Genomic DNA, 21578 nt, shown 5'->3' with positions numbered 1-21578 from the left:
GGTTAGTGGTGTGCACACCGACCAATGTGGGAGCGGGCTTGCCCGCGATAGCAATCTACCTGTCACCGAAGGCTAGGCAGAAACCCCTGCATCCGCCAACAACCCCACCCCCTCAATCGCCGTAATCGCACACTGTTCATCAATATCCGACGTATCCCCACTGATCCCAATCGCCCCCAGCACCGCACCCGCCTGATCCCGAATCAATACCCCGCCCGGCGCCGGCACCACGCTGCCCTGCCCCAGGCTGTTCAACGCCGCGATAAACGCCGGGCGCTGCTGGGCGTCCAGTGCCAGCAAACGTGAGCCCTTGCCCAGGGCAATCGCGCCCCAGGCCTTGCCGATGGCGATTTGCGGGCGTAGCAGGCTGGCGCCGTCTTCGCGTTGCAGGGTGACCAAGTGCCCGCCGCTGTCGAGCACTGCAATGGTCAGCGGTGCGGCTGAAATGGTTCGGCCTGCGTGAAGGGCCTGGCTGGCCAGTTGGGTGGCGAGTTTCAAGGTTAAAGCGCTCATGGTGCCGTCCTTCTTTTGTTATTGAGAAAGCGGTGGAGGTCTGTTTGATCAGATGCCCAATCGAACAAATAGAACACAATGACATTTGTTTTTGTATACAATATTTTCGCACAAACGCTCCATACGTCGAAAAAAGCGCTTCCGACGAACGTAAAGGCGCATTTATAAAATGCATTGACCTGCGCCGCTCGCCGTGAATACACTTTGACCAGACACAACTTGTATACAATTACAAAACGCAAGAGGCACCAAAACCATGAGCAAAATGAGAGCAATCGAAGCCGCCGTCCTGGTGATGCGCCGTGAAGGTGTGGACACCGCCTTCGGTATCCCAGGCGCCGCCATCAACCCGCTGTATTCGGCCTTGCAGAAGGTCGGTGGCATCGATCACGTCCTTGCTCGCCACGTTGAAGGCGCCTCGCACATGGCCGAGGGCTACACCCGCACCAAGGCCGGCAATATCGGCGTGTGCATTGGCACCTCGGGCCCGGCGGGCACTGACATGGTCACCGGCCTGTACAGCGCCTCGGCCGACTCGATCCCGATTCTGTGCATCACCGGCCAAGCCCCGCGTGCACGGATGCACAAAGAGGACTTCCAAGCCGTCGACATCACCAGCATCGTCAAGCCGGTGACCAAGTGGGCGACCACTGTGCTGGAGCCTGGCCAAGTGCCGTATGCCTTCCAGAAAGCCTTCTATGAAATGCGCTCCGGCCGTCCTGGCCCGGTGCTGATCGACCTGCCGTTCGACGTGCAGATGGCCGAGATCGAATTCGACATCGACGCCTACCAACCGCTGCCGCTGGCCAAGCCATTGGCCACGCGCATCCAGGTCGAGAAAGCCCTGGCGCTGCTGGACCAAGCCGAACGCCCCTTGCTGGTGAGCGGCGGCGGCGTGATCAACGCCGACGCCAGCGAGCTGCTGGTGGAGTTCGCCGAATTGACCGGCATCCCGGTGATCCCGACCCTGATGGGCTGGGGCACGATCCCGGACGATCACCCGCAGATGGTGGGCATGGTCGGCCTGCAAACCTCGCACCGTTATGGCAACGCGACGATGCTCAAATCGGACGTGGTGCTGGGCATCGGCAACCGTTGGGCCAACCGCCACACCGGTTCGGTGGAGGTGTACACCGAGGGGCGCAAATTCATTCACGTCGACATTGAGCCCACGCAGATTGGCCGCGTGTTCACCCCGGACCTGGGCATCGTTTCCGACGCAGGGTCTGCGCTGACGATGTTCATTGAAGTGGCCCGCGAGTGGAAAGCCGCAGGCAAGCTCAAGGACCGCAGCGCCTGGCTGCATGACTGCCAGCAACGCAAGGCCACCTTGCACCGCAAGACCCACTTCGACAACGTGCCGGTCAAGCCGCAACGCGTGTACGAAGAGATGAACCAGGTGTTCGGCAAAGACACCTGCTACGTCAGCACCATCGGCCTGTCGCAGATTGCCGGCGCGCAGTTCCTACACGTCTACAAGCCACGCCACTGGATCAACTGCGGCCAAGCCGGCCCGTTGGGATGGACCATTCCGGCGGCGCTCGGGGTGGTCAAGGCTGACCCAAGCCGCAAAGTCGTGGCGCTTTCGGGCGACTATGACTTCCAGTTCATGATCGAAGAATTGGCCGTGGGCGCGCAATTCAAGCTGCCGTATATCCACGTGGTGGTGAACAACTCCTACCTGGGTTTGATCCGCCAGGCCCAGCGCGGGTTTGAAATGGACTACTGCGTGCAGCTGTCTTTCGACAATCTCAACGCCCCGGAACTCAACGGTTATGGCGTCGACCACGTCGCCGTCGCCGAAGGCCTGGGTTGCAAGGCCCTGCGCGTATTCGAACCGGACCAGATTGCGCCGGCGTTGCGCAAGGCCAAGGAAATGATCGAAGAGTTCAAGGTGCCAGTGATTGTTGAGATTATTCTGGAGCGCGTGACCAATATTTCCATGGGCACCGAGATCAACGCCGTCAACGAATTCGAAGATTTGGCCCTGGTCGGCAACGATGCGCCGACTGCCATTTCCCTGCTCGATTAAGGAGAACCTTATGCCGCGTTTTGCCGCCAACCTGTCGATGCTGTTTACCGAACAGGACTTTCTCGCCCGTTTCAAAGCGGCTGCCGATGCCGGCTTCCAGGGTGTCGAGTACCTGTTCCCGTACGAATTCAGCTCCGCCCAAATCAAGGCGCAACTGGACGCCAACGGCCTGACCCAAGTGCTGTTCAACCTGCCGGCCGGCGACTGGGCCAAGGGCGAACGCGGCCTGGCGTGCCACCCGGACCGAGTCGAGGAATTCCGTGCTGGGGTAAAGCTGGCCATCGCCTACGCCCAGGTGCTGGGCAATACCCAGATCAATTGCCTGGCGGGAATCCGGCCGCAAGGCGTTGACGACGAAACCGTGGAAAAAACCTTTGTCGCCAACCTCAAGTACGCCGCCGACAAGCTGCAAGCCGCGGGCATCAAGCTGGTGATGGAGATGATCAACACCCGTGACATCCCCGGCTTTTACCTCAACAACACCGCCCAGGCCCTGGCGATTCGCGAGCAAGTGGGCAGCGCCAACCTGTTCCTGCAATACGACATCTATCACATGCAAATCATGGAAGGCGACCTCGCCCGGACCCTGGCTGCGCACCTGGGTGAGATCAACCACATCCAACTGGCCGACAACCCGGGGCGTAACGAGCCCGGAACCGGGGAGATCAACTACCGCTTCCTGTTCGAGCATTTGGACCGCATTGGTTACGCGGGTTGGGTTGGTTGTGAGTACAAGCCGTTGACCACCACTGAAGCGGGTTTGGGCTGGCTCAAAACCCACAACGCGATCTAACAGACACACCACAGAACAATGTGGGAGCTGGCTTGCCTGCGATGGCGGTGTATCAGGCGATCAATCTGTAACGGATCGAGCGCTATCGCAGGCAAGCCAGCTCCCACAGCAGATCTTCGGTGTTTGGCAGACCCGAGACAGGCCTGCCCATCTAATAAAAAGAGGATTTTGATCATGGCTAAAATCGGATTTATCGGCACCGGCATCATGGGCCAACCCATGGCCGCCAACCTGCAAAAGGCCGGCCACCAACTGTTCCTGTCCGAGCACCACGGCAAAGCCCCGGCCGAGCTGATCGACGCCGGCGCCGTGGCCCTGGCCAACCCGCAGCAAGTGGCCCAGGAAGCCGAGTTCATCATCGTGATGGTGCCGGACACCCCGCAGGTCGATGACGTGCTGTTCCGCGCCGATGGCGTTGCGGCCGGTTTGTCGCCGAACAAGGTGGTGATCGACATGAGTTCAATCTCGCCCACCGCCACCAAAGCCTTTGCCGCCAAGATCAATAAGACCGGCGCGCAGTACCTCGACGCCCCGGTGTCCGGTGGTGAAGTCGGCGCCAAGGCCGGCACCTTGAGCATCATGGTCGGGGGCGAGCCGCACACCTTCGAACGCGCCCTGGCGCTGTTCCAGAGCATGGGCAAGAACATCACCCTGGTCGGCGGCAATGGCGATGGCCAGACCGCCAAGGTGGCCAACCAGATTATCGTCGCGTTGAATATTCAGGCGGTGGCCGAAGCGCTGCTGTTCGCCTCGAAAAACGGCGCCGACCCGGCCAAGGTGCGTGAAGCGCTGATGGGTGGTTTTGCTTCGTCGAAGATCCTCGAAGTGCATGGCGAACGCATGATCAAGGGCACCTTTGATCCGGGCTTCCGTATCAACCTGCACCAGAAGGATTTGAACCTGGCGCTGGCCGGGGCCAAGGAACTGGGGATCAACCTGCCGAACACCGCCGGCACCCAGCAGGTGTTCAGCACCTGCACAGCGATTGGCGGTGGCAACTGGGACCACTCGGCGCTGATCAAGGGGTTGGAGCATATGGCGAATTTTTCGATTCGCGATAAGTAATTCAATTTGAAATGCACACCTGTGTGGGAGCTGGCTTGCCTGCGATGGCGGTTTTTCAGTGACAGATCAGTTGTCTGACAGACCGCTATCGCAGGCAAGCCAGCGCCCACATTTTTGTCCCAGTTCCACGTTTCAAACCTAAAAACAAAAATCCCCCGGGAGCCCGCTTATGTCGGTCGATCCGCAACACCTGCTTCGCGAGCTGTTTGCCACAGCCATCGACGCCGCCCACCCCCGGCAAGTCCTTGAACCTTACCTGCCCGCCGACCGCAGCGGCCGGGTGATTGTGATCGGCGCCGGCAAAGCCGCGGCGGCCATGGCCCTCGTTGTCGAGAACTGCTGGCAGGGCGACGTCTCGGGCCTGGTGGTCACCCGCTACGGCCACGGCGCTCCGTGCAAAAAAATCGAAGTGGTCGAAGCTGCGCACCCGGTCCCCGATGCGGCGGGCTTGGCGGTGGCCAAGCGCGTGCTGGCACTGATCAGCAACCTGACCGAAGACGACCGCGTGATTTTCCTGCTCTCCGGTGGCGGCTCTGCCTTGCTGGCGCTGCCCGCCGAAGGCATCACCCTGGCCGACAAACAGGCCATCAACAAAGCCCTGCTCAAATCCGGCGCGACCATCGGCGAGATGAGTTGCGTGCGCAAGCACCTCTCGGCGATCAAGGGCGGGCGACTGGCCAAGGCAGCCTGGCCGGCGACGGTGTACACCTACGCGATCTCCGATGTGCCGGGCGACCAGGCCACCGTCATCGCGTCCGGCCCCACCGTCGGTGACCCAAGCACCTCGCAACAAGCCCTGGCGATTCTCAAGCGCTACGGCATCGATGCGCCCGCCTCGGTGCGCAGCTGGTTGCAGAACCCGGCGTCGGAAACCGTCAAACCCGGCGACCCGCTGCTCGCGCGCAGCCATTTCCAATTGATCGCCCGCCCACAACAATCCCTCGAAGCGGTGGCGGTGAAAGTGCGCCAAGCCGGGTTCAGCCCGTTGATCCTCGGCGACCTCGAAGGCGAAGCACGGGACGTGGCCAAGGTTCATGCCGGTATCGCCCGCCAGATCGTGCAACACGGCCAGCCATTGGCGGCGCCGTGCGTGATCCTCTCCGGCGGTGAAACCACCGTCACCGTGCGCGGCGATGGCCGTGGCGGGCGCAATGCCGAATTCCTGCTGAGCCTCACCGACAGCCTCAAGGGCCTGCCCGGCGTCTACGCCCTGGCCGGTGACACCGACGGCATCGACGGCTCGGAAGACAACGCCGGCGCGATCATGACCCCAACCAGCTACGCCCGCGCCGAAGCCTTGGGCCTATCGGCCAGCGATGAGCTTGATAACAACAATGGCTACGGTTATTTCGCTGCCCTCGACGGTTTGATCGTCACCGAGCCGACCCGCACCAACGTCAACGATTTCCGCGCCATCCTGATTCTTGAGACTGCCCAACATGACGCCTGACAAGAAGGTCAAAATCCTCGCCACCCTCGGCCCGGCGACCGACAGCATTGACGATATTCGCGAGTTGGTGGAAGCCGGGGTGAATATTTTCCGCCTGAATTTCAGCCACGGTGATCACGCCGATCACGCCCAGCGCTACCAGTGGATTCGCCAGGTGGAGCGCCAGCTGAATTATCCGCTGGGCATCCTCATGGACCTGCAAGGACCGAAGCTGCGGGTCGGGCGATTTGCCGAGGGCAAAGTGCAACTGGTGCGCGGCCAGGCCCTGCGCCTGGACTTGGACCCGACACTGGGCGACCAATGCCGGGTCAACCTGCCCCACCCGGAAATCATCGCGGCGCTGGAGCCGGGCATGGACCTGTTGTTGGACGACGGCAAGTTGCGCCTGCGGGTGATCACCAAACATGCCAACGCCATCGACACCACCGTACTGAATGGCGGCGAACTGTCTGACCGCAAAGGCGTGAATGTCCCGCAAGCCTTGCTGGAACTCAGCCCGCTGACCGCCAAGGACCGCCGCGACCTGAGCTTCGGCCTGGAACTGGGCGTGGACTGGGTGGCGCTGTCGTTTGTGCAGCGCCCGGAAGATATCCGCGAGGCCCGCGAGTTGATCGGCGACAAGGCGTTCCTGATGGCCAAGATCGAAAAGCCATCGGCCGTGCAACGTTTGCAGGAAATCGCCGAGCTGAGTGACGCAATCATGGTGGCAAGAGGCGACCTGGGCGTTGAAGTGCCCGCCGAAAGCGTGCCGCAGATCCAGAAAGACATCATCAGCACCTGCCGCCAGTTGGGCAAGCCAGTGGTGGTGGCCACGCAGATGCTTGAGTCCATGCGCTTCTCGCCGGCGCCGACCCGTGCTGAAGTCACCGATGTCGCCAATGCGGTGGCCGAAGGCGCGGACGCGGTGATGCTGTCGGCGGAAACCGCCTCGGGCGAATACCCACTGGAAGCCGTGCAGATGATGAGCAAGATCATCCGCCAAGTGGAAAACGGCCCGGATTACCAGACACAGCTGGACGTCAGCCGGCCCAAGGCCGATGCCACGGTGTCGGATGCAATCAGCTGCGCGATCCGGCGCATCAGCAGCATCCTGCCGGTGGCGGTGCTGGTGAACTACAGCGAGTCCGGCAGCTCCAGCCTGCGCGCCGCGCGGGAACGGCCGGTGGCGCCGATCCTCAACCTCACGCCGAACCTGTCCACGGCGCGGCGCTTGAGCGTGGCGTGGGGCGTGCATTCGGTTGTGAATGATCGGCTGCGCCAAGTGGATGAGGTGTGTTCCACCGCGTTGGAGATTGCCCAGGCCCAAGGGATGGCGCAGCGCGGGGATACGTTGGTGATTACCGCCGGGGTGCCGTTTGGCAAGCCGGGGTCGACCAATTCGCTGCGCATCGAGACATTGATTTAGCGCCTGTTGGGGCCTCATCGCGGGCAAGCCCGGCCCCCACATTTTGATGTGCCAATACATTCAAAAGTGGGAGCTGGCTTGCCTGCGATTGGGGGCAACTCGGTCTCACTGACTAAACCACAATGCACAACCCACCCTGCCCCGACTGGGCCGAAGCCTTGCTCAACGGCTTCAGCCAGATCTTCCTGCAACGCCAGCCACTGTGTGGCCTGCTGTGCCTGCTGGCCATCCTGATCGGCGCCCCGGCCTTGTTCGGCGGGGCGCTGCTGGGTGGTGTGGCGGGTTTACTCACGGCCCAGCGCCGGGGTTACCCCAAGGCTGAGCGCCAGGCCGGCCTTTATAGCTACAACGGCGTGCTGCTGGGCTTGTTGATCAGCCAGCACTTCGCGTGGTCGGCCTTATTGCCGCCGCTGATCCTGGCGTGCGGCGGCTTGAGTGCGATGCTCACGCGCCAATGGTTAAAACATGCCACGCAAGCGGATGACTTGCCCGCCTATACCGCGCCTTTTGTCGGCCTCGCCTGGTTGCTGCTGGGCACAGTGCCTGCAGGCACCTTCACCTTGAGCGAACCCGACACCCTCGGCGTGCTCACTGCGCCCTTCACCGGGCTCGCACAAATCATGCTGCTGGACCAGCCACTGGCCGGCGCCCTGATTGCGTTTGGGCTGTTGCTGGCCGACCGTCGTGCCGCGCTGTGGGCGCTGATCGGTGCCGCCAGTGGCGTGCTGATCGCCCTGCTGATGGGCGAAACCAGCAGCGCCCTTCTCGGCCTGCACAGCTATAACCCAGCATTGGCCGCGCTGGCGTTGAGCCAGACGCGCCGCCAGCCTTGGTTGCCGCTGCTCGGCATCGGCCTGGCAATCACGCTCACGCCGGGGTTCAGCGCCCTGCAACTGCCGGCGCTGACCGCGCCGTTTATCCTCGCCTGCTGGCTGGTACGCGCCAGCCAGCGATTGTTCAAAGCCCGCGTGGACAGCCCGTTCGAATCCCCCTAGGCTTGCCCGATATTCGATTTAGGCGGGTTTTATGGACAGTAACAACGACTGGCGTCAGCGCCTCTACGTCATGGTTTTCCAAAGCGATACAGCGGCCGGGCGCCGCTTTGACGGCATTTTGTTGCTGATCATCCTCGCCAGCATTGTGATCGTGATGCTCGACAGCATCGACCAGGTTCACCAGAACTACTCGAATCTGCTGGCCTATATCGAGTGGGGCTTCACGGTGATCTTCGCCATCGAGTACGGCTTGCGCCTGTATTGCTCGCCCAAGCCGTTGCGCTACGCCTTCAGTTTTTATGGGCTGGTGGATTTGCTCGCCATCGTGCCCGGCATTCTCGCGCTGTATTACAGCGACGCGCAGTACCTGCTGATCATCCGCATCATTCGGATGCTGCGGATCTTCCGCGTGCTCAAGCTCAGCCCGTACCTCAAGCAGGCCAACTACCTGATGGCGGCGCTGCGCGGCAGCAAACAAAAGATCGTGGTGTTCCTGGTGAGCGTGTGCACCCTGGTCACGGTGTTCGGCACCTTGATGTACGTGATCGAAGGCCCGGAACATGGGTTTACCAGCATTCCCAAGGGCATCTATTGGGCGATTGTGACCCTGACCACCGTGGGCTTTGGCGACATCGTGCCGAAGACGCCATTAGGCCAGGTGATCTCGTCGCTGGTGATGATCACCGGTTACTCGATCATCGCCGTGCCCACCGGGATTTTTACCGCCGAATTGGCCAGCGCCATGCGCGGGGAGCAGTTGCAACACGACTGCCCGGTGTGCAAAAAAGACAGCCATGAACCCAACGCGGCGTTTTGCTCGCGCTGTGGCAGCAATCTGTTTCGTAAAGTGGAATAAGCAAAGTTCGTTTTAATCTTTAAACGTCTATGCGGGCGCGGCTATAGTCGGTGGCAAATTGCCCCCACTCAATCGACAAGCTTCTCGAACAACAAGGAATGAGCAGTGAAAAAACTCGTTAGCGCCTCTCTTCTGGCCGCCGGCCTTGCCCTGGCGGGCGCCGTCCAGGCTGCCCCCGTCACACTGCTCAACGTCTCCTATGACGTGATGCGCGACTTCTACAAGGATTACAACGCTGCCTTCCAGAAGCACTGGGAAGCCGAGCATCCGAACGACAAGCTGACCTTGCAGATGTCCTTCGGCGGTTCCAGCAAACAAGCGCGCTCGGTGATCGACGGCCTGCCGGCTGACGTGATCACCATGAACATGGCCACCGACATCAACGCCCTGGTCGACAACGGCAAACTGGTGCCGGACAACTGGGTGACCCGGCTGCCGAACAACAGCGCGCCGTTCACCTCCGCCACCGTGTTTATCGTGCGCAAAGGCAACCCCAAAGCCCTGAAAGACTGGCCAGACCTGCTCAAAGAGGGTGTGCAGGTGATCGTGCCGAACCCGAAAACTTCGGGTAACGGCCGCTACACCTACCTGTCGGCCTGGGGTTATGTGCTGAAGAACGGCGGCGATGAAGACAAGGCCAAGGCCTTTGTCGGCAAGCTGTTCAAGCAGGCGCCTGTGCTGGATACCGGCGGCCGTGCAGCCACCACCACGTTCATGACCAACCAGATTGGCGACGTGCTGGTGACCTTTGAAAACGAAGCGGAAATGATCGCGCGTGAATTCGGCCGTGATCAGTTCGAAGTGATCTACCCAAGCGTCTCCGCCGAAGCTGAGCCGCCGGTATCGGTGGTCGACAAAGTGGTCGAGAAGAAAGGCACCCGCGTCGCCGCCGAAGACTACCTGAAATACCTGTGGTCGCCGCAAGGCCAGGAAATCGCCGCCAACAACTACCTGCGCCCACGTGACCCAAAGGTGCTGGCCAAGTACACCGACCGCTTCCCGAAAGTCGACTTCCTGTCGGTCGAGAAGACCTTTGGCGACTGGCGCACCGTGCAGAAAACCCACTTCAATGATGGTGGGGTTTTTGACCAGATCTACAGCGGCCAATAACTGAATGTGGGAGCTGGCTTGCCTGCGATGCAGGCACCTTGGTGTGTCAGGCATACCTAGGTGATGCTATCGCAGGCAAGCCAGCTCCCACATTTTGCTCATCATTGGGTCAGTTACATCGGCGGTGTCACGCCGTCTTTGCCGGCTGAGATGGCCTGTGCGGTGATGGTCCCATCCGCGCCCTGCGCCGCAAACATCACCACCTTCACCCCCGGTTTGAGCAAGCTGCGATCCCCTGGCTCCAGGTTGACGATCGGCACATCATCGGGCACCACAATCTTCTGTTCGCCGCCTTTGTATTTCACGGTCAAGGTGCGCCCGTTGCTGACCACCAAGTCGCCGACGGTGCCGTTGGTCATGCTGCTGCCTTCTTTCAAGTCAAACGCGCGGTGCCCGTCGCCCGTGCCGGCCATGGCCGGTGGAAACACGTGGACTTCCAGGGCCGTGAGGGTGCCATCGGCGTTGGGCATGGCGGCGGAGCCAATGTAGCTGCCGGGCTTGATTTCATCGATCTTGGCCAGGGTCACGGCACGCACTTGGGTGTCTTTGGTCAGGTGCACGATGACGTCCTCACCGCTGTTGACCTTGACGTGCATCGCATCGCCGTCCATCGCCGTGATGGCGCCACGTACACCAACGCGCGGGGCATCGGCGGCGTTCGCCAGCCCAATGGCCATGGCCGCGGCGAGGGTTGAAGCCAGGATCATCTTGTTCAGCGTGATTTTCATGAAAGTGGATTTCCTGTTTCGGCAGTTGTGACTGAATGTATCATTGCCCTTCGACCCGAAAGTTAACGTTTCAGTCATTAATTCCGGGCATGAGTGTTATCACCGTCAACGGCCTACTCGCTGCCAGGTCTTGTCTTTATTCTCGCACGCCATCTTCCTTCGCTTTTACGAGAACACCATGAACGCTACCCCACACGCTACGAGCACCATGACCCGCGGGATGGTGATGCTGTTTGCGTTCTGTTGCGGCGCCATTGTTGCCAACATCTACTACGCCCAACCGATCATCGAGTTGATCGCGCCAGACATCGGCCTGACTCCCGCGATGGCCAGCCTGATCGTGTCCCTCACGCAAATCGGCTATGCCCTGGGCCTGTTCTTCCTGGTGCCGCTGGGCGATCTGTTGGAAAACCGCAAGCTGATGATCGCCACAACGGTGCTGGCCATCGCCAGCCTACTGGGTGCTGCGTTCACCGAGCAGCCGAATTTGTTCCTTCTTGTGTCGTTGCTGATCGGATTCAGTTCCGTCTCGGTGCAAATTCTGATCCCGCTGGCCGCGCACCTAGCGCCTGCCGAATCCCGTGGCCGTGTGGTCGGCAGCATCATGGGCGGACTGTTGCTGGGTATTTTGCTGGCACGGCCGGTGTCCAGTGTGGTGGCCGATCACTTCGGCTGGCGCACGATGTTCATGGCCGCCGCCGCGTTGATGGCGTTTATCAGCGTGGTGCTGTTGATGACCATCCCCAAGCGCCAGCCCGACCACAGCGCCAGCTACGGCCAGTTGCTGCGCTCCCTCGGCACCCTGCTGCGCGAGCAACCGGTGCTGCGCCAACGCGCGTTCTACCAAGGCTGCATGTTTGCCACCTTCAGCCTGTTCTGGACCGCCGCCCCGCTGGAGTTGGTACGTAACCATGGCCTGAGCCAAACCCAGATCGCGATCTTCGCCCTGGTGGGTGCCATCGGCGCCATCGCCGCGCCCATCGCCGGCCGCCTGGCCGATGCCGGCCACACGCATCGCGCCTCGCTGCTGGCCATGTTGTTTGGCGCCTTGAGCTTCCTGCCGGCCTTCGTACACCCGCTGTACAGCGTGATTGGCCTGGCGGTGACCGGCGTGGTCCTGGACTTCTGCGTGCAGATGAACATGGTCCTGGGCCAACGCGCCGTCTACGCCCTCGACGCTAACAGCCGCAGCCGCCTGAACGCGCTGTACATGACCAGCATCTTCATCGGCGGCGCCTTCGGTTCGGCGATTGCCAGCAGCGTGTATGAACACGGCGGCTGGCTGGGCGTGATGCTAGTGGGCAGTGCGTTCCCGCTGCTGGCGTTGTTGCGGTTCCTGAGTGCGTCGCGCCAGGTGTCGGTCGCGACAGCCTGATTGCGCTTAGGAGCGCACCAACTTCTCCAAAGCCGCACCTGCCAGAAATGACGAGCGGCTTTTGACCTTGTGTTCACGCACGTCACGGTCGATGCGCTGAATGACATAACCGGGCAAGGTCACATTGACCTTCTCGGTCTTGCCCAGATAAGGCGAGATGTCCAACTCCAACATGCCCCAGCCCATCCCCGCGTAATCTTCGTGGGCGTGATAATGCCCAGGTCGGATTGACGGCTGTATGACGGAATATTGGAAACCCGCTGAATTTATTCCAGGGCGACGTCGTCGTGGGTCGAGTATGTGCAGGCGCTGATCAACGCCTAAGCGCTGTCAGCGCTTTGCCGTGTCGCTTTTCAGCGCTGACGAGAAGTCAGACCGAGCACATCCTGCGGCCTGATCAAACGCGCGCTTTTAATCAGGAAGTCCGACTGACGCCGCCCCAACAGGTCTATTCCCACAATGGAACGGCCGCTGTGTCGGTCGTGTTTGACGACGGTATCGCCAATACGCCCCGTGTAGGCGTCGACGAGGCGCAAAGGGGTTCCCAACTCTGCGGCCAGTGCCGTCAGGTCAATCGTGTCTTCGCCACTGGCGAAATCCATGATGCGATCAGGATCGTAACCGCTTGAGTCAGTGACCTTGTCATATTTGAACGTGTTTTTACCGCCCACGCCCCAGAGTTCATCACCGCCGCCACCACCAGTGATGACGTTGCTCACGGCGTTGCCTACGATTCGGTCTCTGCCTGAGCCGCCGACCGCATTCTCCACCATGACGCCTTTGGCTATTGCAACGTTGTTGCGCAAGCCGCCCACGCTGGAGGAGGCGTTATGGCGCAAGTCGATGCGCTGGTCTTGCTTGAAGCCGGAAAAGTCCAGGGTGTCATTGCCGCCGGTATCCTCTACCAGAAAGCTCGGTGCACCGCTGCCGGCGTGGAGGCTGGTGGAGCTATCGCCGGTGTTGGCGTTGAACCCATAGACAGTATCGTCGGGGTTGAGGCCAGGCTTGGGGGTTGGTTTAAGCGTGGTAGCCCCAGGCGCGGGCTCCCCGCCCGTGACAATGTCACTGGCCTGAATGCGCCCGACACTCTTGATAAAGAAATCCGCCTTGCCCTGGCCCGTCAGGTCAAGGCTCAAGCTGGCGTTCCCGCTGCGCGGATCGTGGCTCAGGACGATCTCGCCGGGGCGCCCGGTAAACTGCTTAACCACATTGAAGTGCTTGGTCGGGGCGTTTTTCAATAGACCGCAAAGATCAATTTTGTCCGTCCCGCTGGTGAAATCCAGAATTTCGTCTGGCCTGCTGAGCGTAGAGTCGCTTGCCCTGTCGTAAACAAAAACATCCGCGCCACCGCCACCTATCAACCTGTCTGCACCGCCCCCACCACGGAGCCTGTTGCCAACGTCGTTGCCATAGATATCGTCGTCGCCTGAACCGCCGATAGCGTTTTCCAGGACAACGCCCTTGGCAATGGAAACATTGCCCTTCAAGCCGCCAACACTGGAATACGACTCAGCGTGCAGATTGATGATCTGATCCTGGGAAAAACCGGAAAAATCCAGCGTGTCATTGCCACCGCCGTCCCAGACAGAAAATATAGCCGTGTCGTTCGCCGACTTAAGACTCAAGTGGTCACGGCCAGTCGTGGAGTTGAAACCGTAAACGGTGTCGGTATTGCGAGTGTCGGGGTTGGCACCGTAGAGTTTCTGTATGGCCGCTATATCATCTTTCAGTGGCACTGAGGGTTGCAGGTGCTTGAAGTCATGCTCCGGTTGATTGTTCGCGTCCCAATAACTCATGACGTTGTGGGCTCTGGTGTCTTGCTTGTAGACGGCATCGGCATAGCTGAGCACGGTTTTACCATAATCGCCTGGATGACCAAGGCCCAGCGCATGCCCCACTTCATGAATGGCGGCTAATAAAAAATAATCGCCATTATTAGGGGATTCGGCAGCCCCCTGCGTTCCGATAGTGGCCGCCACGTCACCGTAATACCCATTAGGTAACTGCGCCCTCCCGCCACTGGTATTAGGGTCGGCGTTGATCGTTATTGAACCGTCGCTGTCGGTTGAGCCTTCTTTGAATACAATATTGGCCACATCCTGCCAGGCCTGCAGTGCTTGGCGAATAGACACTTTTTGTTGCGTTGAAAACTGCTCACCCAACGTAAAAGAAAGCTCAATTTTGCCGTCGCCATTGCGGTCGTAATGCCGATAGCCGCCTCGCAGGATCTGCTTGGCCGCATCGTCTGTACTGTAAGAGGCTTTTTGAGTGACGCCACCGGAAACAGACGTAACGCGTGAGACAGCAGGAGCATTTAACGTAGGAAGTTCATTGCTGCGTACAGATTGATTAACAAGCGAATTAGCGACTCTCATAAAACACCCTTTGGAAAACTTTATAATCAGCCAACAAGGGTCGCAATGGCAGCAACCCCAGTTAACGGCGACCACAAACTCCCACAGATAACTATCTAACGCCAACCCGATAGTATTTCATGTTCAAACATTAAAACACCTGAACCCCACCATACGACCGCAGTTATTGATTAACCAAGGCAACAACGCACATAAAATTCTACAATTACACAGCCACTTAAACATTGCGTTCCCGCACGACCGTTAAGCCACAGTTTTTTATGAACGGGTTATGGGTTTACACCCCACTTTGAAACCGCGGGATACGCCCATTCAGCGACGGCCAGTAACCGTACTGGCAAGCATTGGCCCATACACTCGGCTGACGCAGCAATTCCCGCAGCGCTTGTGATGCGATGGCCAACGCGAGCTTTTGGCCTGGGCATTGATGCCTGCCAACGCCAAAACTGAACAACCGCCGATGGGGTCGCTGAAGCAGAAAACTGTCCGGATCGGGGTTCGCTTCGGGGTCCCGATTCGCAGCAGCCAGCAACACCAGAACGGTGTCGCCCTTGCCTAAGCTACGCTTGCCAATCGAGCAGCGGCCGGCCACAAATCGCCGGGTGTTCTGTACCGGCGAATCATAGCGGGCCACCTCTTCCACCAGCGCTGTCACCAAGGCCGGCACTCGCTGGATGTGCTCAAGCAGGTCGGGCCGCCGAACAAGTGTCACCAGCGTATTGCCAATCAGGCCGGCACTCGCTTCGCACGTTTGGGACAGTAACCCAATCAAGTTGGGAGTCAGTGCGTCGGGGTTACCCCAATCGCCTTCGAGAAGCGGCTTAAGCAACCCTGTCTGCTCAAGTACACCACTGAACATCTGCCCCAAATCTGCAGCGGCGGCATCGGCATTACGCAATTGAGCTTCGCGGCTCAGCGGCGAGAGGCAGGCGACAAAATCCCGTGTCAAACCGGCGACCGTGCTTAACCGTTCGCCGGGCACACCCAGCAGATACGCGACTACCGAGACGGGCAAGGTAAACATCCAATCATCCAGGCTATGCATGCAAGCGCTGAGTTGCCTCACCACTCCTGCAATGTGCAGCGCATCCAACCTGGCCAGCGCAGGCTCGACCGCGGCCCTCGGGCATTGGTGGGCCACCCCCTCGTTCATACGCATCAACCTGGCGAAGACCTGCCCCGCCGCACCGTTTGCGATAGCCGCAGGCACGGGCTCGTGTGACGGGCGTACCCGACAGTCGGGATGCTTCAGCACGGCTTCGACGGCCTTGGCGCTACTGGCGATCCACAGTCCAAGGTCAGCATCGAACAACAGCTCATCGTTGCGTCTCAGGGCTGCGTAATACGCATAAGGGTCAGCATGGGTAGCGGCTTGCAGCGGTGTCATTCGGTACGTCCTGTTCGCAAAAGAAGCGTTACTATCTGCCCTCTCTCACGGCAATGATTCGCTCAGGAACGAAATATGAACGCCCATGACGATGACACGGCGCTTTCACAAGTGGCGGGGGCGATCGCCGAGCCTGCGCGCACGAAAATGCTCTGCTCGCTGATGGATGGCCATGCGCGCACCAGCACCGAGCTGGCCGCGATTGCCGGGGTGAGCGCCTCCACCGCCAGCGCCCACCTGGCCAGGCTCAAGGACGATGGCCTGCTCAAGCTGCACACCCAGGGACGCCATCGCTACTACCGCCTGGCCGGCCCCCATGTGGCCCAGGCCATCGAGGGTTTGATGGTGATCAGCCGCAATACCCGCAAGGCCTTCGTCCCGACCACGCCCACCCGCCTGCAGTTCGCACGCACCTGCTACGACCACATGGCCGGCACGCTGGCGGTGCAGCTGCATGACCATTTCATCGCGTCCGGCTGGCTGATTGGCGAGGGGACTTACCAGCTCACCGCGCCCGGTGAAACAGCGCTGATAGAACTGGGGATTGATGTGGCAACACTGCGCACGCAACGACGGCATTTTGCGTGCGCGTGCCTGGACTGGAGCGTGCGCCGTCCGCATTTGGCCGGCGCGTTGGGAGCAGCGTTTCTACAAAATGCTATTGGCCACCATTGGGTCACCCAGGACCTGGATAGTCGGGCGCTCGGTTTGACGCCCAAGGGCCGCAAGGCGCTGGCGAGCCGGTTTGGTCTCGAAGCGCCGGCCTGCCCCGCGCTGACCGAGGCTTGATCGAATGGGCTCTGCACTTACTTGAATATCGAAAAAGCCTTGTCCATGAATGTCCTTAACAACGTAAACAGCTTTTCGGCGAACTGCCCGCTAAGCCGGGGCTTCGGAGTGGGCGTGGGGGCTGGAATAGGCTCTGGAGTGGGCTCTGGGGTTGGGGTTGGGGTTGGGGTTGGGGTTGGGATTGGAGCAGGTGTTGGAGCAGGTGTTGGTTCAGGAACCGGGGCGGGAATCACGTCCACCGTCGGCGTGACCGTCGGCACCTGAGCGCTCCAGGTCACATCCGACGGTTTAATTTGACCATGACTGGTAATCAACATATCAGCCGTACCGCTGCCCTTGGTGTCCACGGCCAGCGTCGAACGCCCGGTAGTCGAGTCATGGGTGATCACTGCGTCGCCTGCACGGCCGCTGAACCGATCAGCGAAGTTCAACGACTTGAGGCCCGCCTCACGAAGTACGCCGGCGACATCGATCTTGTCGATACCGCTGGTGAAGTCCTTGATGATGTCCGGGTTCTGCGGCGTTGAATCACTGACGCGGTCATAGACGAACGTGTCGGCCCCGCCACCGCCGTGTAGCGTGTCTGCGCCGCCGCCGCCTTTTAAACGGTTGCTCTGCTCGTTCCCCGTTAACGTATCGCTGCCGGAACCGCCAATGGCATTTTCCACGGTGACGCCCTTGGCAATCGACACATTCCCGCGCAATCCCCCAACGTCCGAAAATGTCTCGGCCTTGAGGCTGATGTTTTGTTTGCCGGTAAAGCCCGAAAAATCCAGAGTGTCATTGCCACCGCCATCCCAAACACTGAACACCGGCCTGTCGCGGGCGCTCTTGAGGCTGTAGACCTCGCGACCGGTGTTGGAGTTGAACCCATAAACGGTGTCGGTATTACGGGTCCGCGTATTGGCCCCGTACAAGCGTTGGATGGCTGCAATATCGTCAATCATAGCGGCGCAGGGTTCCACTTCGTTAAAGGCATGCCCCGGTTGTTTACGTTCCGACCAATAGCTCATGACGCTGCGGGCCTTGGTGTCCTGTGCATAATCGGCATTGCGCTCGTAAGTGCCACCGCCGTCGTAACGTCCGGGGTGTTCCAGCCCTAGGGTGTGCCCCAACTCATGCACCAACAAGGACAAAAATTGGCTGCCCATTTGCGGATTATCTTGAGCACCGCCTGTGCCGATATTAGCCGTTACTCGAGATTGGTATTGATTGGGTAACGTTGCGACACCCGACATTGAACCCGGCACGCCCCTGATCGTGATGAAACCATCACTATGGCTAGCGTTTTCGACAAAGGAAATATTGGCGACATCTGCATAAGACTGCAATGCCTGCCTGGCTCGCTCTTTTTGAGCAGCACTAAAGGCGCCCGAAAAATTAAAACCCACCACAATCTTATTGTCGCCATTTCGATCATGAAACTTGAAGTTTGCGCGCGTGATGTGTTTTGCCGCCTGGTCGGTGGTAAACGACGTCTTATTACTGCTCAAGGAAGAAAAACCATTATAAAACTCACGCACCTGCCCTCCGGACGAGAGAGTGGCATGTGTACTGGACTGGGGTCTTACGGAAGGAATCATGGCAATGAATACTCTGAGTATTGAGAATTATCCATCCCTATAGTGTTTACCGAACCTGACTATTCCGTTGCCAGCTCGATAAAAGTCCCACATTGAAAAGGCCCTCGCCAGCGCCATTCTTTTCACAATGCAAACCAGTAAACACACCTGCAAGAAATGCGCATAACGTTTATGCGTCGCTTCGCAGCCATCACGCCAAACACCACAATAAAGACGTGACATAACGCACTCAGAAAAACCAACTCAATATCGTCAAATATTGAGTTGCGCACATTAAGAAACTTATTCAAACACCGCAGAAAAAAATACCTCAGACCCGCTATCCCTATCCGGCACTGAATAAAAGCAACGCCTACAGGCTGTGGTCAATCTTCTGCCTTTTAATTAACCGCCCAAGTAGGATTGCACTCAGATCACCCGCCCATTCCAACCTACACTCACAGATTTGTGCAGTTCCCGACGGTGTTCCAGCAACCACTTATCCAGCGTATGCCCCACATGGGTCATTGTGATTACGCGGTGCTTGCGGCTGCGGCGGCATGGAGCAGTCTGGCACCAGTACCTCCACAGGCTTGCGCTGCACGGCCGACGGCGCAGGCGCTCATCGCTGCGCGCCATGGCGCAAGCGATGCACTCACAGCCCTACACCGGCACTTGCCGCGCGCCGCCGGTGCCGAGCAGGGTCAGGCGCATGCCGAGTGCCCAGGGTCCAGGCAACACAGCAAACGCTCGACGGTGTGTTCAAGCGGGCCGGAATTATCCAGCACAAACAACCCCGAACCGTTGCCGGCGATCAGGTCAGCGGTGAACCGCGCATTGCGCGCCAGGCGCTCCTCTATTTCCGCCAGGGACTCACGCCCGCGCGCGATCAAACGCTGACGCAACACGGTTTGATCAACCGTCAGCAGCAACACCAGCACCGTGGGATAGCGCTCGCGGGTCTGCGCCAGGTGCGCACGGGAGCCGTTGACCAACACGTCGTCCCCCGCCGCCAGCCAGTCATCAATTTGCGCGGGAATGCCATAGGACAACCCATTGGCGTGCCAGCTGAGGGCAAACGCACCCTCAGCGTCCATCGCGGCAAACTGCTGCGCGCTCACGCCCTGGGCCGCCTCGCCCACAGCCTCCGCCGAACGGGTGATCACGCGGCGCACAATGCGGCAACCGCGTTCGGCCAGACGCGGGCGCGCGGCATCCAGCAGGCTGTCCTTGCCCGAACCCGATGGCCCGATGAGATAGATCAACCTGCCTGCCATCAAAACACCCTCTTCGCTTGTCGCCATACGTGTTGCACTACGGGCAGCCCTTCGCGGCGCCTGGCTTGGACGAGGTCGGCGCGCAGGCCAATAGCAATTTCACCACGGTCCGTCAGGCCCGCCGCGTGTGCGGGCGCCAGGCTGATCATCTTGACCGCGCGGGCCAGGCCGACGGCGGCCACATTACCCGAGTGCGCCCCACCGCGCACCACGTTCGGCGCGCCCATCAAGACTTTCATGTTCAGCGCCTGGCAGCCCTTCGCCGCTTCAAGCGTAGTGGGGAATTCGGCGATGGTCATGCCGTAGCGCGCCGACTCTTCAACATGGGCCAACGTCGCGTCGTCATGGCTGGCGGGGGGCGGGCTGATGAAGGTTTTGTGAAAGGTTGGGAGGCTGCCTGACTCAACCCTGTGGCGAGCGAGCTTGCCTTAAGGTATTCAGTGGCCCTGTGATTTTCTGATGGGCGCAAAAACGTGGAAGACAAAACCCAATGATCATCGTCAAAGCGTGCCCCGTAGTCCTTCGAACCAGACAGTCTTTGGAAATACTGGCATTCGAACACCCCAGGCCGGTTTCCAGCTGGTCAAAGGCAGCGTAAAGCCTGGCGAAACAACAAACACCGCCGTTATTCGAGAATTGCAGGAAGAAGCTGGAATAACCGGCAAAGTTATAGGCGACTTGGGAACCTGGCATGGCGAGCTCACCCGCCAAACCTGGGCTTTTCACCAATGCCAGGTCTCGATAGACCTTCCAGATACAGGGTTCCATTTTGCAGAAGATGATGGAGGCCATGAGTTTCGATTCTTCTGGCATCCCTTGAGCAGCGAACTCACCCATGAATGGCATCCGATTTTCAAGGCCGCGCTAACCACGCTGATCGAGAGGCTTGGTGCTGACGAAAGCTGAACAAGACTTTCCCTACGGCCAGTCATTTAACCGCTCTGCATTATGTGAACCGAGCCGTACGCAGGAGGGCCAAGCCCTGCCGGGTTTCCCATTCCCCGGTCGACCAATCTGCGTACGGCTCACCCTTTTTGATGCCGTGTTGTCATTAGGACCTGCCCTACACAGATTTCGGGTTGCGTCCGGTCAACCTCGCCGCTAACCTTCGCGGGTCGCTGCAAATTCAGCGAACGGGTGTGGAAGCCCGAACTCTCCAGGCGTATAAGCGCCCATAGCCTCTAGCGGGCGCTTTTTTCATGCCCGCTATAAAGTGTTATGGCGGCTGTGCGCGGGGCACCTTCGGGTGCGCCGGGGTCCTGGAGTCCGGTCTTCCACACCTGCGTACAGTCGCCACCCAATCATGTGGAAGTGATCGTGGCGACTCCTTTAACTCCAGGAGTAACCGCATGAAAAAAGTCACGCCTAACCCTCCGCCATCCCCCTCGGATGACACCCCACAAACCCCACCCGACCTCATCTTCACCGTCCGCCCCGGCCTCAGCACCGAAGTTGCCTTGAGCAATGCCAGCGAGATGCTGGAGTCCGCGACTGTGTGCGCCTACGACTGCGCCGAGCACTTGGATGGCTCAAGCCGCAAGCAAGTGCTGGCGGTGGTGCAGATGCTTGAAATTGCGCAGTTGTTGGTGGATCAAGCGCTGAATCGGGAGTGTCCCGTGGCCTGATGGCTGAGGCGATCTCCTGTGGGAGCTGGCTTGCCTGCGATGGCGGTGGGTCAGGCAATAAATGTCTGGCTGATAGGCCGCCATCGCGGGCAAGCCCGGCTCCCACACTTGGGCTTTGTTGTTGGCGCGAATGCATGTCAACGCTTGCGAAAAAACCGGGCCGTGAAGAGATCCCCTGTGGGAGCGGGCTTGCTCGCGAAGGCGGCAGGTCAGTCACCGCATCTTAGGCTGACACTCCGCT

17 protein-coding genes and 5 pseudogenes are annotated in these 21578 nt (G+C 59.8%); 12 read left to right on the top strand and 10 right to left on the bottom strand.

The genetic code is table 11. The annotated features are described in order from the left end of the window. Positions 1-72 precede the first annotated feature (72 nt). A complete protein-coding gene (locus ACI77I_RS19950) occupies positions 73-513 on the bottom strand; it encodes a heme-binding protein (protein ID WP_094950729.1) in 441 nt (146 codons plus the stop codon). A 256-nt stretch (positions 514-769) separates the two neighbouring features. On the opposite strand from ACI77I_RS19950, the gene gcl reads away from it, so the two are divergent. The 8 genes from gcl to ACI77I_RS19910 all read left to right on the top strand — a co-directional run bounded on the left by gcl (position 770) and on the right by ACI77I_RS19910 (position 10219). Further along, on the top strand, positions 770-2545 hold the full coding sequence (gene gcl, locus ACI77I_RS19945; protein WP_094950730.1) for a glyoxylate carboligase: 1776 nt from the start codon (positions 770-772) through the stop codon (positions 2543-2545). Between the two features lie 10 nt (positions 2546-2555). Continuing rightward, entirely contained in the window at positions 2556-3338 is a 783-nt protein-coding gene (gene hyi, locus ACI77I_RS19940) for a hydroxypyruvate isomerase (RefSeq protein WP_242155176.1), read from the top strand. Between the two features lie 174 nt (positions 3339-3512). Beyond that, positions 3513-4403, top strand: coding sequence for a 2-hydroxy-3-oxopropionate reductase (locus ACI77I_RS19935; protein ID WP_094950732.1), 891 nt, complete (start codon positions 3513-3515; stop codon positions 4401-4403). Between the two features lie 169 nt (positions 4404-4572). Beyond that, positions 4573-5853 (top strand): glycerate kinase, encoded by a 1281-nt coding sequence (locus ACI77I_RS19930; RefSeq protein WP_406998247.1) that lies wholly within the window; start codon positions 4573-4575, stop codon positions 5851-5853. Then, the gene (gene pyk / locus ACI77I_RS19925; protein WP_406998246.1) at positions 5843-7258 is read left to right on the top strand and encodes a pyruvate kinase; all 1416 of its coding nucleotides are present in this window, start codon (positions 5843-5845) and stop codon (positions 7256-7258) included. Before ACI77I_RS19930 ends, pyk begins: the two co-directional genes overlap by 11 nt. A gap of 122 nt (positions 7259-7380) precedes the next feature. After that, positions 7381-8253, top strand: a complete 873-nt coding sequence (locus ACI77I_RS19920) for an urea transporter (RefSeq protein WP_242155172.1) — start codon at positions 7381-7383, stop codon at positions 8251-8253. Between the two features lie 31 nt (positions 8254-8284). Next, on the top strand, positions 8285-9109 hold the full coding sequence (locus tag ACI77I_RS19915) for an ion transporter (RefSeq protein ID WP_406998245.1): 825 nt from the start codon (positions 8285-8287) through the stop codon (positions 9107-9109). 105 nt (positions 9110-9214) lie between these two features. Continuing rightward, positions 9215-10219, top strand: coding sequence for a sulfate ABC transporter substrate-binding protein (locus ACI77I_RS19910; protein ID WP_406998244.1), 1005 nt, complete (start codon positions 9215-9217; stop codon positions 10217-10219). 113 nt (positions 10220-10332) lie between these two features. Here the strand turns inward: ACI77I_RS19910 and ACI77I_RS19905 are convergent, their stop codons facing one another. Continuing rightward, entirely contained in the window at positions 10333-10947 is a 615-nt protein-coding gene (locus ACI77I_RS19905; protein WP_094950738.1) for a DUF5666 domain-containing protein, read from the bottom strand. A gap of 178 nt (positions 10948-11125) precedes the next feature. On the opposite strand from ACI77I_RS19905, the gene ACI77I_RS19900 reads away from it, so the two are divergent. Further along, the gene (locus ACI77I_RS19900; protein WP_094950739.1) at positions 11126-12322 is read left to right on the top strand and encodes an MFS transporter; all 1197 of its coding nucleotides are present in this window, start codon (positions 11126-11128) and stop codon (positions 12320-12322) included. A 6-nt stretch (positions 12323-12328) separates the two neighbouring features. Here ACI77I_RS19900 and ACI77I_RS19895 read toward each other — a convergent pair. From ACI77I_RS19895 to ACI77I_RS19885, 3 genes and pseudogenes are all read right to left on the bottom strand, one after another. Then, a pseudogene (locus tag ACI77I_RS19895) lies at positions 12329-12526 on the bottom strand (type II toxin-antitoxin system HicB family antitoxin); the annotation flags it as partial. A 149-nt stretch (positions 12527-12675) separates the two neighbouring features. Beyond that, complete coding sequence (locus ACI77I_RS19890) at positions 12676-14697, bottom strand: M10 family metallopeptidase C-terminal domain-containing protein (RefSeq protein WP_242155166.1); 2022 nt, start codon at positions 14695-14697, stop codon at positions 12676-12678. A 277-nt stretch (positions 14698-14974) separates the two neighbouring features. Next, positions 14975-16084, bottom strand: a complete 1110-nt coding sequence (locus ACI77I_RS19885) for a cytochrome P450 (protein ID WP_406998243.1) — start codon at positions 16082-16084, stop codon at positions 14975-14977. 75 nt (positions 16085-16159) lie between these two features. Here ACI77I_RS19885 and ACI77I_RS19880 point away from each other — a divergent pair, with 75 nt between their 5' ends. Beyond that, positions 16160-16873 carry an ArsR/SmtB family transcription factor gene (locus ACI77I_RS19880; protein WP_406998242.1) on the top strand — a complete coding sequence of 238 codons (714 nt, stop codon included), beginning with the start codon at positions 16160-16162 and terminating at the stop codon, positions 16871-16873. A 17-nt stretch (positions 16874-16890) separates the two neighbouring features. On the opposite strand, the gene ACI77I_RS19875 is transcribed toward ACI77I_RS19880, so the two are convergent. The 5 genes and pseudogenes from ACI77I_RS19875 to ACI77I_RS19855 form a co-directional block, all read right to left on the bottom strand. Next, positions 16891-18396 (bottom strand): M10 family metallopeptidase C-terminal domain-containing protein, encoded by a 1506-nt coding sequence (locus ACI77I_RS19875; RefSeq protein WP_406998241.1) that lies wholly within the window; start codon positions 18394-18396, stop codon positions 16891-16893. A 468-nt stretch (positions 18397-18864) separates the two neighbouring features. Further along, positions 18865-19039 (bottom strand): annotated as a pseudogene (locus tag ACI77I_RS19870) (phosphonate metabolism protein PhnP); the annotation flags it as partial. Beyond that, positions 19024-19149, bottom strand: a pseudogene (locus tag ACI77I_RS19865) (phosphonate metabolism protein PhnP); the annotation flags it as partial. The pseudogenes ACI77I_RS19865 and ACI77I_RS19870, both read right to left, overlap by 16 nt. Then, on the bottom strand, positions 19140-19712 hold the full coding sequence (phnN, locus tag ACI77I_RS19860; RefSeq protein WP_263274771.1) for a phosphonate metabolism protein/1,5-bisphosphokinase (PRPP-forming) PhnN: 573 nt from the start codon (positions 19710-19712) through the stop codon (positions 19140-19142). The pseudogene ACI77I_RS19865 and the gene phnN, both read right to left, overlap by 10 nt. Then, positions 19712-20065, bottom strand: a pseudogene (locus ACI77I_RS19855) (alpha-D-ribose 1-methylphosphonate 5-triphosphate diphosphatase); the annotation flags it as partial. The gene phnN and the pseudogene ACI77I_RS19855, both read right to left, overlap by 1 nt. A 137-nt stretch (positions 20066-20202) precedes the next feature. On the opposite strand from ACI77I_RS19855, the pseudogene ACI77I_RS19850 reads away from it, so the two are divergent. Next, a pseudogene (locus ACI77I_RS19850) lies at positions 20203-20618 on the top strand (NUDIX domain-containing protein). Between the two features lie 443 nt (positions 20619-21061). Beyond that, on the top strand, positions 21062-21337 hold the full coding sequence (locus ACI77I_RS19845) for a DUF6124 family protein (RefSeq protein ID WP_406998240.1): 276 nt from the start codon (positions 21062-21064) through the stop codon (positions 21335-21337). Positions 21338-21578: the final 241 nt, after the last annotated feature.

The sequence above is a fragment of the Pseudomonas sp. D47 genome (assembly GCF_045447305.1).
In the GTDB taxonomy this organism is placed as follows: Bacteria; Pseudomonadota; Gammaproteobacteria; order Pseudomonadales; family Pseudomonadaceae; genus Aquipseudomonas.
The sequence above is the reverse complement of the archived record's forward strand: the minus strand, read 5'-3'. Positions and strand labels throughout refer to the sequence as shown.